Source organism: Paludibacterium flexuosum, from assembly GCF_037076605.1.
Lineage (GTDB): Bacteria > Pseudomonadota > Gammaproteobacteria > Burkholderiales > Chromobacteriaceae > Paludibacterium.
The window spans coordinates 215,645-229,209 of the sequence record NZ_AP029060.1 but is presented as its reverse complement, the minus strand read 5'-3'; the positions used below and the strand labels follow the sequence as shown (position 1 = coordinate 229,209).

The window sequence follows — 13,565 nt, the reverse complement described above, 5'->3', positions numbered from 1 at the left end:
ACGGAGGACATCGGATGCAGCAGACATTGCAGACCCTGTTTCAATACAAGGCATGGGCCCATGAACAGCTTCACGCCCTGCTGGCGGTGCACCTGAGCAGCCTGTCGGCGCAGGACCAGACCACAGTCCTGCGTCTCCTGAATCATGTCTGGGTGGTCGAGCAGATCTTTCAGGCCAATCTGCAGGGACTGCCGCACGGCTGGGCTGCCCTCAATACCACGGACACACCGACACTGGCGACGCTGCTTACCCGCCAGCAAGACAGTGACCGCTGGTTCCAGCACTACCTCCACACGCTGGATAACACCGACCTGGCACAACAGCTGGATTTCCGTTTTGTCGATGGCCAGGCCGGCAGCATGCAACGCGATCAAATGCTGATGCACCTGCTGACGCATGGCAATTATCACCGTGGCATGGTGGGCAATGTGCTGGCACGCGCCGGCATCCAGCCACCCAAGGACAGCCTGACGGTCTTTCTGCATCGCCACACTTGAGAAAATGAGAGGCAAACCATGGCGTCATTTGTCGTCGAAGTCTTGTGGCAGCGCGGCGAGCAGCCGTTTCTCGACCGCCGCTACAGCCGGCAGCATTGGCTGCGTTTTGATGGGGGCACCATCGTGCCCGGCTCGTCCTCACCAGCGGTGGTACCGCCGCCCATGTCCGATGCCGCCGCGGTCGATCCGGAGGAGGCCTTTGTCGCGGCCCTGTCCAGCTGCCATATGCTGTGGTTTCTGGATATCGCCGCGGGCCGGCAATACTGCGTGGATCATTATCAGGACAAGGCGCAGGGCTTCATGGGCAAGAACGCCGAAGGCAGGCTGGCCATGACGCGGGTAACTTTGCGCCCGGCGGTGCAGTTTGCCGGCCCCCAATGCCCGGACAGAGAGGAGATTGTCGCCATGCATCAGTTGGCCCACGAGGCATGCTTCATCGCCAACTCGGTTAAAAGCGAAGTCCGTTGCGAACCGGTGCTGCCGGGCATGTAAGACCCAATGGGTGCAATGCCGTCGGCGATTGCACCCTACAGGTTATCCGGGGTGGCGTGGGGGTGCTGCGCATGGGTGATGACCCGTGACATCTCGTCTTTGCCCAGTCGTTGCATCTGTCCGGCGACTGATTCGCGGTCATGTGCCTCTTTGTTCTGACTGGCCTTGGAGATGCCGACGATCTCGGTGATGTCGATTTCGATCACCACGATTTGCTTCAGCAGTGCATCGATATAATCAGGCGCCGAGTCCGTCATTTTCCACGGTCTGGCTTCCTGTACCCGTGCCTCGTGGGTGCGCGTCAGGCGGGCCACAATGCCCCTTGCCGCCTTCTCGTCATCGATCGCGCGAAAGCGACCACGCACATGCACGGCCTGGTAATTCCAGGTCGGGACCTGACGATGGAGCGCGTGTTTGCTGGGGTACCAGTTGGGCGAGACATAGGCATCCTCGCCGCGGAACAACACCAGCACCTCGGCACCGGTGGTCAGCTCGGTCCAGAGCGGGTTGGCACGGGCGATATGGGCCCGCAGCACGCCCCCCTGCGGCGAAGGCTCGAATTCGAACGGCACATGAATGGCATCGAGCCGCCCGTCGACACAATACGACAGGCTGCCCAGCGGGAACTGACGAATCAGTCGCGCCAGCTCTGCCGGGCGCTGTTCAGTGAATTTTTCCGGGATATACATCCAGACTCCATCAACCATGCTTGCGTGATTCGGATAACCTGTCCGCCCGAGCCGCATGCGGCGTGCGAACGACATCATGGTACCGCCGACAAGCACGTGTCCCCAGAGCCACTTCCCTGTTTCTCCGCCGGACCACTTCCCCGGCTATCAATAGCGATATAGCGCCAGCGTGGTCCGCTGCTCATCGGCCAGTTGACGCACCTGCAGAGCGGCGCTGGCAAGTTGTTGCGCCACTTGGTGTCCTTGTCCGGACAGCGTTGCCGTATGCGCAATTTCACGGGTCACTTCGTCATACAGTCCCTGCTGATCACTCAGCGCATTGGTCATGCTGCCGACCATGCCGGCGGCTTCGGCAATGGCATGGCGAATCTTTTCAATCGCAATGCCGGCCTCATCGGCTTGTCCCTTGCTCACCGCCATCATGTCTTCCACGCTCGCCATCTGGCTGGTGGCCTGGGTCGCGCTCTGAATCATCGTCTCGATGGTCCGGGTGATTTCGTGCGTTGACTGGGTGGTGCGCTCGGCCAGTTTGCGAACCTCATCGGCGACCACGGCAAAACCACGCCCGGCCTCACCGGCCCGGGCTGCCTCAATGGCGGCATTCAAGGCCAGCAGATTGGTCTGGTCGGCAATCGCGCCGATCAGGCCAATGACAGTCTGAATTTCGCTGCTGTGTGACTCAACCTCGCGAATGCGGTGCGAGGCTTCGGTGATGGTCGAAAGAATGCCGTGGATATGCTTGAGTGTCTGGCTGATGACTTCGTGACCTTCGTCTGCATGACTCTCGGCCGAGGTGGACAAGGTCAGCGTCTCTTCGGCCTGATGGACGACGCGGAAGATATTGTTGGAAAGCGCCTGCTGACGGTCTGCCATCAGTGTCGATGCCGAGCCCTGCTCATGCGCGGTTTGGCTGACCGCTGCCGCGGTACTGGTCAGTTGCTCTGCGGCTGCCGCGAGAGAAACTGCACGTTGCTGCAACTGGTTGAAATCCTGCTGCAACGCAGTCATCAATCCATTGAACGCGGCAGCCGTCTGCCCGATTTCATCATGCCCCAGGGCAGGGAGCCGCAGTGACAGATTCTTTTCTTGTGCCGTCTGGATGATGCGCTGCTGGACCTGGGCGAGAGAGACGTGAATCTGCTGGCCCAGCCGCAGCAGGGCCGCACTCAGCAATACCGCCAGAGCCATTGCCAGACTGGTCGTCCACCACAGTGTGCGCACTTGCTCCTGATCCGCACGATGCTTGCTCGCCAGCGCATCTTCCTGCAGCGTTTTCACCAGGGATTCGATACTGGCCTGCAGGGGTAAAAAACGGCTGTGATACAGCGCCACGACTTTCTCGTTGGCCACCTTGCTGTCCCTGGACGCCTCGGCAATGATCGACGCCGACTCGCTGCTGTATTGCTGCCACTGCGACAACACCAGCCGGATCTTGTCCTGGTAGGGAACGGCAGTATCGCTGTGATTCAACTGATCGGCCATGCGACCGATGTTGCCATTGGCATCAGCAAAAACCTTGACCGTATCCTGAGAAGCGGGATCGAGGATGATGGTGGACAGGGCGCTGGCCTTGACCTCGATGATGGCCTGGGCATCCAGTGCCTGGTGATAGACCTTGGCATCGCTTGCCGACACCGATTGCATGCCAAAGAAAATGACGCCGGCCAATAAAGCCAGCAGGGTAAACACCGAAAGCACCAGAAGCTGAAGCTTGCTGCGAATCGTCACAATGGCCCCTTTGAACGATGTCAGGTCCTCGCTGCAGGCTGCGTTTTTTATTTGGATGACCAAGCTGACACGCTGTCAGCAAGGCCTGCACAATATGACTTATAGCTTTTTATTCGGCTGATTCAATGACAAATTAAAGACACGTGCGACACAAGGCTCCCGTCAATGGCCGTATGACACATTTGGGTAAGGCGTCCCTACAACAGCTCACCTCAACGCCGATAGCGCAACGCTTCGACCAGCAAGGCAAACGCCGGAGAAGACTGCCGACGGCTGGGATAGTACAGGTGGTATCCGGTCAGGGTGGGCCACCAGTCCTCCAGCACCGTCACCAGTTCGCCTCGCGCAAGATAGGGCGCAAGCAGATCTTCGGGCACATAGGCCATGCCATAACCGGCCAAGGCGGCGCGCAGCATCTGTGGCGTGGTATTGAACACGAACTGGCCATCGATACGCACCTCCAGCGCCTTGCCGTCTTTCTCGAACTCCCAGGCATACAGGCCGCCGTGGGTCGGCAAACGCAGGCCAATGCACGCATGCGTGGCCAGATCCTGCGGGATGAGCGGCCTGGACCGGCCGGCCAGATAATCGGGGGAGCAGGCAACGGCGAGACGATAGTCCGGTCCGATCCGAACGGCGACCATGTCCTTGGCCACCTGGTCTCCACTGCGCACCCCGGCATCGAAGCGCTCGGCAACGATGTCGATCAGCCCATAGTGGATATTGATCTCGACCTTGATCTCAGGGTAATCGTGCAGCAGGTCTTTTAACCTGGGCCACAGGACGGTATCCACCGCATGATCGTGCGAGGTGATGCGCACCGTGCCGGCCGGTTTCTCTTTCAGCTCGCTCAGCGCCGCCAGCTCAAACTCAATCCCTTCGTAATAGGGACCGATATTGGACAACAAGCGCTCCCCCGCCTCGGTGGGAGAGACACCGCGGGTGGTGCGCGTGAGTAGTCGAAGGCCAAGGCGCTCTTCCAGGCCACGAATTGCATGGCTCAGTGCCGACTGCGAGACCCCAAGCTGCGCCGCCGCCCGGGTAAAGCTGCGCTCGCGCGCCACGACGACGAAAGTTTGCAAGGTGTTGAAGTCCATACGCGCCATCATGAATTTTCCTCATATCACTATCTCAATGATAGCGACTACTGGCATGACTGTGGGACTGATAAAGTTCAACCATCGCCATGGCAATGTGCTCGCAGCCCAGGTAAACCCGGGCGTGCAGGCCTTTCCCGGCGTCCCGCACCATGAATCAACCTTGCAGGAAGTACGCCATGAACCAACCCAAAGTAACGGCCGGCCGGGATCAACTGGGTGATTTTGCCCCCCAGTTTGCCGCGCTCAACGACGATGTGCTGTTCGGTCAGATCTGGTCACGAGACACCGAGCTTTCAGCCCGAGACCGCAGCCTGATCACCGTGACTGCGCTGATGGCCAGCGGCATGCTCGACAGCGCACTTGACTTCCATTTGCAGACCGCCAGGCGCAACGGGATCACCCGGGAAGAAATCGTGGCGGTGATCACTCACCTGGCTTTTTACGCGGGCTGGCCCAAAGCCTGGGCCGCCTTCCGTATGGCCCAGGCGATTTGGCAGCAAGACTGACAGGCCTCGCGACAAGAGCGCTTTCTCTGGTACAGAAAGGAATCTGAAATCATGAAATACACAGATCAGAACGAATTTGAAAAAGCCAATGTGTTTGGCACCGGCATGCCCAATGAGGCCTATGCGCAATACTTCTCCGGTGCGTCCTTCCTGAATGCACTGGTTCCGCCGGGAGAGGCCCCGCTGTTTCTGGCCAATGTCACTTTTGCCCCTGGCTGCCGGAATCACTGGCATATCCATCACGCCAGGCAGGGGGGCGGCCAGATGCTGATCTGTACCGCGGGGGAAGGCTGGTATCAACAGGAAGGGGAAGACGCCATCAACCTGAAGGAAGGCATCTGTGTCTATATCCCGGCAGGCGTGAAGCATTGGCACGGGGCCAAAGCCGATAGCTGGTTCAGCCACATTGCGGTCGAGATTCCGGGGCTTGAAGGCCGCAATGAGTGGCTGGAGCCGGTCAGCGACGCGGTCTACGACGCCCTGTGAGACGCGGCGGGCATCAGCCCGGCCGGGCGCCAGACAGCAGGGCTTGCGCTTCACCGACCAACTCTGCCAGAAGATCGGCAAGCAGCCGTACCCGTGGCGAGCGTTTGACGTCAGGATGCATCGCCAGCCAGATCTGACGAACCGTCGGGCAGGCCGGGTTGACGAGCAACGCCAGAGCCTCATCGCCGGCAGCCAGAAAATGCGGCAGCACGGCAATGCCCAATCCGGCGCGAGCAGCATTGAGCAATGCCGCCAGATCGTTGCTTCTGAAGACGAAAGGCCGCGAGCCGGCAAACTGAGCCAGCCATCGCTGCTGCGGCACCTGGACAAGGTGATCGTCGTAACCGAGAAACGCCCACGCTTCTGCGGGTCTGCTGGTATAACCATGGGCAGCATACAGTCCGTATCCCATGTCCCCGATGCAACGGGCAGCCAGGCCCGGCGCCGTGGGGCGCGACATCCTGATGGCCAGGTCGGCCTCCCCCCGTGCCAGATTGGCCTCGCGCGATTCACCAATCACTTCCAGTTCGATGTTCTGCCAGCGTGAGCGGATGGCGGCCAGGCGAGGCACCAGAAAATGCCCGGCCAGCACCGGGGGCGCGGAGATGCGGACTGTTCCCTGCAGGGATGAAACGCCGAGGGCAATCCGCGAGAATGCCTGCGCCTCCTCATCGAGCCGACCGGCCTGGGCGACCAGGGTTTCGCCTTCCGTCGTCAATGTCCACGCTTTGGGCAAGCGGTCAAAGAGCCGGATACCCAGAGACTGCTCCAGCGCCTCGACCCGTCTCGCGACGGTCGAGTGTTCGACCTTGAGCCGCCGGGCGGCACCCGACAGGCTGCCAGTGCGCGCAAGCTCGAGGAAGTAGCGGATGTCATCCCATTGCAGGCCACGCTTCTCAGCACCAGGATTTTTTGTGTTTTTTTGCACAGTAAATGTCAATGTTTTGCGAATTGATGAGCTATTTTGCGCAACGTATGCTGCGCTGGCAAGCTGATTCATCAGGAGCCAAACATGAGCAAGTACGCATCTTTTCCAGCATCCTCCACAACGACGCAGATCGTCATCGGCCAGTATGGCGACGCTGCCACACTGACCACGACCGAGACCGTCCTTCCTCCGCCGGCGGCCGGTGAAATCCGTGTCCGCCATACGGCAATCGGCGTGAATTATGTCGACATCTACCATCGCACCGGCCTTTACCCGTTACCCTCGCTGCCGGCGGTTCTGGGGGTCGAGGCAGCCGGGGTGGTCGAGGCGCTCGGCCCGGATGTCGATACGGTACAGATTGGCCAGCGCATCGCCTACGCCGGGCCACCCACCGGCAGCTATGCCGGGGCACGCAACCTGCCGGCCGCAAGGGCTATCCCCTTGCCTGACGATGTCACCGATGACGCAGTCGCCAGCCTGTTGTTGCGCGGCATCACCACCCACATGCTGCTGAACGATGTTCGCCCCCTGAAAGCCGGCGAGACCGTCCTCGTTCACGCGGCCGCCGGCGGTCTGGGGCTGGTCATCGTGCAATGGGCAAAAACCATGGGGGCCCGCGTCATTGGCACGGTCAGTTCGCCGGCCAAGGCGGCGCTCGCCACCGCACATGGACTGGACCACGCGATCCATTACCGAGAGGAGGACTTCGTGGCGGCGGTCATGCGCCTGACCGATGGCCAAGGGGTCGATTACGCGATTGATGGTATTGGCGGAAAGACGCTGCTCGACACGCTCGGCTGCGTCCGCCCCTACGGCATGGTCGCCAGCGTCGGGCAGGTCGCTGGCGACAGCGGTCCACTGGATCTGTCACTGCTCGGCCCGGCACGTTCGGTCGCACTCATCCGCCCCGGCGTCTTCCGCTTCATGACGGATCTGGCCCGCTACCGCGAAGGTGCCAGGGCGACCATCCGGCAGTTGCAAATGGGCTTGCGGCCGAGCATTGGTGCCGTTCTGCCCCTGAACCAGGCGGCAGAAGCGCATCGCCGTCTCGAGTCGGGCGCCACGGTCGGCGCCACACTCCTGCAACCTTAAGCACATACCGAAGGGGGATTGGCTGATGACAGCCCAGCGGCGTGATCGACTCTCCGGATCCCTTGCAGCAAACGAGAAAGAGAAACTCGACATGAGCAATTCACAAAAAGCCGTTGCCATCATTACCGGTGGCGGCACAGGTATCGGCCGGGCCACCAGCGAGATGCTGGGCGCCGCCGGATGTATGGTGGTGATTGTCTACTCACGCAGTAGTGCAGCAGCACTGGACACCGTTGACACGATCCGCGCGGCCGGCGGGGAAGCCATCGCCATCCAGGCGGATGTCGCTGACGATGACCAGGTAAGGCGAATGATGACCAAGATCGCCGAAGCCTTCGGCAACATCACCTATCTGGTGAATAATGCCGGCATCACCCGACAATTGCCGTTCGCTGAACTGGAAGCCATCAGCGACAACACCTGGGACGAACTCTTTGCGGTCAATGTCAAAGGGGCATTCCATTGCAGCCGGGCTGCCGCCCCATATCTGCGCACCACACCCGGCAGCGCCATCGTCAATGTAGGCAGCATCGCCGGAGAAACAGGCTATGGTTCATCCCTGCCTTATGCTGTCTCCAAGGCCGCCCTGCACGGCATGACCAAATCCCTCGCACGGGCCCTGGCGCCGGACATCCGCGTCAATTGCATTGCCCCTGGGGCTGTCGATACCCGCTGGTGGTCAGGCAATGAGGCCAAGATGCGCCAACTCTCGGGCCACCTTCCCCTGCAACGCATTTCGACAGCGGAAGACATCGCACACACCATCTGGCTTCTGCTCACTTCGCGCTCCATGACCGGACAAGTCATCCGCGCCGAGAATGGACAGACCCTGTGATGGTATGGGTAACGGTGCACCTGAAGCGAGTGCACCGCCGGCATTCGCGCACCACCTTTCTCCGGGCCCTGAAGGCGTATGCCCCCTTCCGCTCCTTGCCTCGTCTGACCGCGCTGATTTGCTGGTCTGTCACCTCCTTCGCTAGGGTATGTGGCGCGGCAGGTTTGCCGTGTTAAAGGGCCCGGGGGTGTGCAACCACCCCCGGACCCGCTGACCACACCAAGGCAGCCGAGGAGTCAGTATGGCTGACAGGCATGGTTAATCACCCCCTGTATGTCACAACTCGCCGTCTGCATCCGTCGCCGTTGCTGCCGTTGTTTGACCTGGTGGCACGGCGGTGTCTGCCGCGGGATGTGTCGGCTGACGGCTGGCCGCAGGCAGGTTGCACGATGTTGCTGGCGAAGTAGGCAATCACTCTGGAGGCCGGGGGCGAAAGCCCTCCGGGGGGGATCCTCCCCGATGAGGCATGGCGGGAGCCATGCATGGACAAACATCGCGAAAGGACGACAGCGCAACATGCAGAAAACCCGCAGAGCCCATGCTCGCAGCCATGCGCATAGCCATTTCCCACCTCACACGGAGGACTTGCACGGCATTCGCATGGCGACTCGCCGTCAATTCGCCGTTGCCAGCGGACATCTCGATGCCTGCCTGGGGGTGATTGAGCAACGGATGCACGGTCGGATCCAACGGGTAGACCATCGCATCACGGCACTGCAAGAGCAGGTCCGGCAATCCGCCGAACAGAGCAAAATCACCACCACCACCCTGGGGGACAGTGTCAGACAGCAATTGAAGCAGCAGGCGTCAGAACAGGTTTCATTGCGTCGAAGCATCGAGCAGTTGCAGGACAGCATCAGCACTTTATGCGAGGGGCAACGGGCTGACGACGATAAACAGCTGAACACCATCATGCAGCTTCGCGAGATGCAGCACGCTGACTACACAGCGTTACGTGAGGCTCAGCGCATCGACTTCAACAAGCTGCAGGACGCCATGACACAACAACGTGAATTGCAGCGTTCGGATTACGCTGCGTTGCGCGAAGCCCAGCGCATCGATTTTGACAAACTGCTCGAAACCATCATCCAGTTGCGCGAGATGCAGCGTGCTGACTGCGCAGCGTTACGAGAGGCTCAGCGCATCGATTTCGACAAGCTGCAGGACACCATGACACAACAACGCGAGATGCAGCGTTCGGATTACGCAGCCTTGCATGAAACTCAGCGCATCGACTTCGACAGGCTGCAAGACGTCATCATCCAGCAACGCGAGATGCAGCGCGCAGACCATCACAGCCTGATGACTGCCCTGGCGCAGCAGTCTCAGGCGTTCAACATCAAGCTCGAGCAGCAGCGCGAATCACAGCACAAGGAAGTCTCCTCCCTGCGCAACAATCTCATCCTGACGGCCATCAGCTGTGGGCTGGCGATTGTGGGTGCCATCGCTGCGATGAATGCCAACCTGATTTCGGCATTCGAGTCTGGCAAAGGACTGGCAGCACAGTCTGGCAAGACCACGCAGGCCATGCAGATTCAGCAGCACCCTCCCATCGCCCTCCCCTGAGTCAACATAAGGAACAAGGTCAATGAGCGCTCAACGCCCTGCCAGTGTCTGGGACATTTTTATGCAAACCACCGAAACGCCCGCCAATATGCAATTGCGCGCCGAGTTGATTCTGGCTTTAAAAACCTTCATCAGCGACAACCACATGAATCAGAGTCAGGCAGCCCGCTTCTTCGGCATCACGACCACGCGTATCTCGGACCTGGTAAACGACAAAGTCGAAGCATTTGGTCTCGATGTGCTGGTGAAATTGGCCACCAAAGCCAACTTGAAGATCGATATGAAAATTCGTGCGCGGCGTACGGCATCAACTGAACGTTAAGCTCTCCGGAACAAGAAAAAGCCCGCCTTGCGGGCTTTTTGCGCTTACAAAGCGGAGTCGGCCACCCGTTCATGAACGATTTACCTGCACCCACCCCTCGCAACAGATCCGCAGCCAGCCATGATTGGCCGGTCCTGACATGCGTCCCGGTCAAACTAAGATCCATCTGCCACCCCCCTGTTCAAGGGGACGACATCTTTCAACCGCAGATAATCAACATGATCATTACCGTTTTCGTCGGCGTAGATCAGATCGACGAAGGCATGATCCCAGCGGATGTCCTGATGCGAAAAAACCTGCCGGGCAATCACTGACTGAACAGTGGTTTCATCAATACCGCTGATGGTCAGGACAAGCTGGGCTTTTTTCTCGGCCAGTGAGGCGGCATCTCGCCCGAACAGCGGACTGTTTTCATCCAGTTTGTGGATCATGGTCCAACCGAGCAGAAACATCGGATGCTCATGCCGAATCAGCGGCAAATCGTAGAACTTGCGAAATGACACCCCCTCGTCGGTCAGCTCATGCTGCAGCAAACGCAGGCGGGCACTGGCATCAATAATGAAATTGGTTCTGGCATTGCCGGCCCGGAACATCAGCACCCGCTCGCCGTTGAAAGTGCGCACAATCGGATGGGGCGTAAAGACAATACGGGAGTGCGGACGGGAGAAGCGGGCAAAGGTCACCCCGGTAATCAGCGCCAGGCTCATCATGCCGATGAAGATTTCCAGCATGGAAATCCAGTGGGTATAAAGAGTCTGCGGGTGCATGTCGCCATAACCCACCGTGGCCAGCGTTTCCACACTGAAGAAAAAAGCGCCGAGAAAACCTTGCGGATATTGATTGGCAATGCCGCCAGACTGAAGCTGATAGAGCGCGGCAAACACCAGGTTCAACACGACAAACGCCAGCGCAATGAACCAATAAAACCGTGGCCAGCTGATCGTCATACAGTAGTGATACAGGTCTTGCGGTGAATGTGCCGGCAGGTTGTGAATGAACAGGTCGCGCCCGCCCACTGAGATGCGCCGCTGGCGCTTGCCCTGGTGAAAGAACATTTCACATCCCTTTTATCATCGTCGGCGAGCTCTCGATTGTGGAGAGAATAGCCCCCCTGGTCAACGACGGCGCCTGCCGGCTCTCGGCAGCGTCGCCCCAGCCTGCTGCAGATTCTCAATTTGATAGCAAATGGTATTGCTTTGATACGGCAATCACCGTTTATCGCTTCAAAAACCCCCTCTTCCCCATGGCGCGTTAATTGCTCTGTCATAGAAAACTCAGATCCAGGCACCGCAAGGTGGCCGGATCCATCTTGCCGTTTTCCTCCTTTGATGGATTCTTATCATGTTCAGAACAATGTCGGTTCGTTCAAAAATGCTGATCAGCGTCGTGGGCATTCTGGCCGCCGCGCTGCTGGTCACCGGCCTGTTGACAGCCCGTCTGGTGCATCGGGCGCTGGCCGATCGCCTGGAGCAATATGAATTGGTACGCACGGTCGAGGCTATCCGCAATGGTCTGGATACGGCGGTATCGGTGCCCATGGCACAAACCCGGCAAATGGCGGGCAATGTATTTCTGCTCGACTGGATGGCACAGGGAGAACCCGCCAGCGGGATTGGCACCTGGCAACGTTATGCCCGTCAGGTGAAGGCCATCAGCGGGGCTGAATCAGTAGACTGGATCTCCGAGGCGACGCTGAATTATTACGACGACGGCAAAGGGCTGTCGCGCAAGGTGGAACCGAAGTCGGCCAGCGATGGCTGGTTCTCGGCATTTCTCAATAGCGGCAAGACCGTGGACTTCAACCTCGGGGTCGAACCGGGCAGCCCGAATGTGATGATGTTCATCAATGCCCTGGCCAAAGATGCCGCCGGACATCGTGCCATTGCCAGTATCGGGCTGAATGTGACCGCCATTGCCAATCAGGTGCGTCAAACCTCGATCGGCAAGGACGGCCAGGTCTTTCTGGTGGACCAGAACGGCGGGATCCAGATTCATCGCGACCTGAGTCTGGTGAAGGTGAGCAACAAGGTCGGCATGCAGACACTGCCGGGCATGGCGGAGGTATCGGCAACCTTGCTGCAGAAGAACAACTTCAATCTCGGGCATTTTGTCGGGCCGGAGGGGCCGATGGTGGTCGCCTCGAGCTATATGCCCAGCACCGGCTGGTTTGTCGTGGTGCAGGTCTCGGAGGCAGAGGCCTATCAGGCGGTCAATACGACGGTGATGTGGCTGGCCGGGGTGAGTGCGCTGGTCCTGCTGGTGGCGGTATTGCTGATCTGGATGGTGGCCAATTCGATTACCCGTCCACTGGATAAGCTGCAGCGTGCAATGGCAGCACTGACCTCGGGCCATGGAGACCTGACCAGCCGCCTGCAGGTAGAAAGTCGTGACGAAATCGGACAAATTGCCAGCAGTTTCAATATCCATATGGAACAGTTGCATCAGCAGTTGCTGACGGTGCGACAACAATCGCAAAACCTGAATGGCAATGTTGATCGCCTGGGAGACATGGCCCATGCCCTGACGCAGGACTCGGTCAACACCACCGAACTGGCCGAATCGACAGCGGCCACCATCGAACAAATCACCGTGAGCGTGACCCACATTGCCGACAATACCCGGCAGACCACCCAGGTGGTCGAGCAGGCCGGACGCCTGTCGAACGACAGCGTCAAAGCCATGCACAGCGTGGCGGGCGAGATCGGTCAAGTCTCTCATTCGATGGTCGACTTGCTCAGCGACATGACGGCGCTCGGTGAACGTTCGCGGCAAATCGGTTCGATTGCCGCCGAGATCAAGGAAATTTCCGATCAGACCAATCTGCTGGCGCTGAATGCCTCGATCGAAGCTGCCCGCGCCGGGGAGCAAGGACGCGGCTTTGCCGTGGTCGCCGATGAAGTGCGTAAACTGGCTGAGCGCACTGGCAAGGCCACGGTGGAAATCGACCAGATGGTCGAGTCGATGGGCCAGGCGGCCGGTCAGGCGATTCAGCGTGGTCAGCAAACCAATCATGCCGTAAGCAGCGGCGTGGCCCAGATCGAAGCGGCACTGGCGTCCATCTCGGCCATCCAGCAATGTATGGACGATGTAAGACAGAAGATCATCGAGATTCGCGACGCCGCCAACGAGCAGTCACACGCGGCAGAGACCATGGCCCAGGCCGCGGAGAGAATGTCGCAGAGCGCCCAGAACGAGAACGGCCAGATCCAGCAGACCGAGCACATCATTCAGGACTTGCAAAAACTGTCCAATGGCCTGGCACAAGTCGTCAACAGCTTTACCCTGTAAAGGTTAGGCGCATTCGCCCGATGCAATGCGCCGATG

Annotated in this window: 15 protein-coding genes; 10 read left to right on the top strand and 5 right to left on the bottom strand. The window is 59.5% G+C overall.

The window, feature by feature from the left end; translation table 11 throughout:
• Positions 1-14 precede the first annotated feature (14 nt).
• Both AACH39_RS01010 and AACH39_RS01005 read left to right on the top strand, forming a co-directional pair.
• Positions 15-497 carry a DinB family protein gene (locus tag AACH39_RS01010; protein ID WP_338620707.1) on the top strand — a complete coding sequence of 161 codons (483 nt, stop codon included), beginning with the start codon at positions 15-17 and terminating at the stop codon, positions 495-497.
• Positions 498-515: 18 nt separating this feature from the next.
• Positions 516-989 carry an OsmC family protein gene (locus AACH39_RS01005; RefSeq protein WP_215776660.1) on the top strand — a complete coding sequence of 158 codons (474 nt, stop codon included), beginning with the start codon at positions 516-518 and terminating at the stop codon, positions 987-989.
• Between the two features lie 35 nt (positions 990-1,024).
• Here AACH39_RS01005 and AACH39_RS01000 read toward each other — a convergent pair whose 3' ends face one another.
• The 3 genes from AACH39_RS01000 to AACH39_RS00990 all read right to left on the bottom strand — a co-directional run bounded on the left by AACH39_RS01000 (position 1,025) and on the right by AACH39_RS00990 (position 4,515).
• Positions 1,025-1,678 (bottom strand): FMN-binding negative transcriptional regulator, encoded by a 654-nt coding sequence (locus AACH39_RS01000; protein ID WP_338620706.1) that lies wholly within the window; start codon positions 1,676-1,678, stop codon positions 1,025-1,027.
• A gap of 147 nt (positions 1,679-1,825) precedes the next feature.
• Positions 1,826-3,406: a methyl-accepting chemotaxis protein gene (locus AACH39_RS00995; protein ID WP_215776663.1), complete on the bottom strand. Its 1,581-nt coding sequence runs from the start codon at positions 3,404-3,406 to the stop codon at positions 1,826-1,828.
• A gap of 212 nt (positions 3,407-3,618) precedes the next feature.
• Positions 3,619-4,515: a LysR family transcriptional regulator gene (locus AACH39_RS00990; RefSeq protein WP_252346057.1), complete on the bottom strand. Its 897-nt coding sequence runs from the start codon at positions 4,513-4,515 to the stop codon at positions 3,619-3,621.
• Positions 4,516-4,682: 167 nt separating this feature from the next.
• Between AACH39_RS00990 and AACH39_RS00985 the strand changes: the two genes are divergently transcribed.
• Together AACH39_RS00985 and AACH39_RS00980 are read left to right on the top strand one after the other, a co-directional pair.
• Positions 4,683-5,012 (top strand): carboxymuconolactone decarboxylase family protein, encoded by a 330-nt coding sequence (locus AACH39_RS00985; protein WP_338620705.1) that lies wholly within the window; start codon positions 4,683-4,685, stop codon positions 5,010-5,012.
• Between the two features lie 51 nt (positions 5,013-5,063).
• A complete protein-coding gene (locus AACH39_RS00980; RefSeq protein ID WP_338620704.1) occupies positions 5,064-5,498 on the top strand; it encodes a cupin domain-containing protein in 435 nt (144 codons plus the stop codon).
• 13 nt (positions 5,499-5,511) lie between these two features.
• Here the strand turns inward: AACH39_RS00980 and AACH39_RS00975 are convergent, their stop codons facing one another.
• Positions 5,512-6,426 (bottom strand): LysR family transcriptional regulator, encoded by a 915-nt coding sequence (locus AACH39_RS00975; RefSeq protein WP_338620703.1) that lies wholly within the window; start codon positions 6,424-6,426, stop codon positions 5,512-5,514.
• Between the two features lie 84 nt (positions 6,427-6,510).
• Between AACH39_RS00975 and AACH39_RS00970 the strand changes: the two genes are divergently transcribed.
• From AACH39_RS00970 to AACH39_RS00950, 5 genes are all read left to right on the top strand, one after another.
• A complete protein-coding gene (locus AACH39_RS00970) occupies positions 6,511-7,518 on the top strand; it encodes a quinone oxidoreductase (RefSeq protein WP_215776667.1) in 1,008 nt (335 codons plus the stop codon).
• A gap of 25 nt (positions 7,519-7,543) precedes the next feature.
• Positions 7,544-8,353, top strand: coding sequence for an SDR family oxidoreductase (locus tag AACH39_RS00965; protein ID WP_338620702.1), 810 nt, complete (start codon positions 7,544-7,546; stop codon positions 8,351-8,353).
• Positions 8,354-8,607: 254 nt separating this feature from the next.
• The gene (locus tag AACH39_RS00960) at positions 8,608-8,760 is read left to right on the top strand and encodes a hypothetical protein (RefSeq protein ID WP_338620701.1); all 153 of its coding nucleotides are present in this window, start codon (positions 8,608-8,610) and stop codon (positions 8,758-8,760) included.
• Positions 8,761-8,953: 193 nt separating this feature from the next.
• The gene (locus tag AACH39_RS00955) at positions 8,954-9,919 is read left to right on the top strand and encodes a hypothetical protein (protein ID WP_338620700.1); all 966 of its coding nucleotides are present in this window, start codon (positions 8,954-8,956) and stop codon (positions 9,917-9,919) included.
• Between the two features lie 22 nt (positions 9,920-9,941).
• Positions 9,942-10,241 carry an XRE family transcriptional regulator gene (locus tag AACH39_RS00950; RefSeq protein ID WP_215776671.1) on the top strand — a complete coding sequence of 100 codons (300 nt, stop codon included), beginning with the start codon at positions 9,942-9,944 and terminating at the stop codon, positions 10,239-10,241.
• Between the two features lie 155 nt (positions 10,242-10,396).
• Here AACH39_RS00950 and AACH39_RS00945 read toward each other — a convergent pair whose 3' ends face one another.
• Positions 10,397-11,296 (bottom strand): ion channel, encoded by a 900-nt coding sequence (locus tag AACH39_RS00945; protein ID WP_215776672.1) that lies wholly within the window; start codon positions 11,294-11,296, stop codon positions 10,397-10,399.
• Positions 11,297-11,582: 286 nt separating this feature from the next.
• Between AACH39_RS00945 and AACH39_RS00940 the strand changes: the two genes are divergently transcribed.
• The gene (locus AACH39_RS00940; protein ID WP_215776673.1) at positions 11,583-13,529 is read left to right on the top strand and encodes a methyl-accepting chemotaxis protein; all 1,947 of its coding nucleotides are present in this window, start codon (positions 11,583-11,585) and stop codon (positions 13,527-13,529) included.
• Positions 13,530-13,565 lie beyond the last annotated feature (36 nt).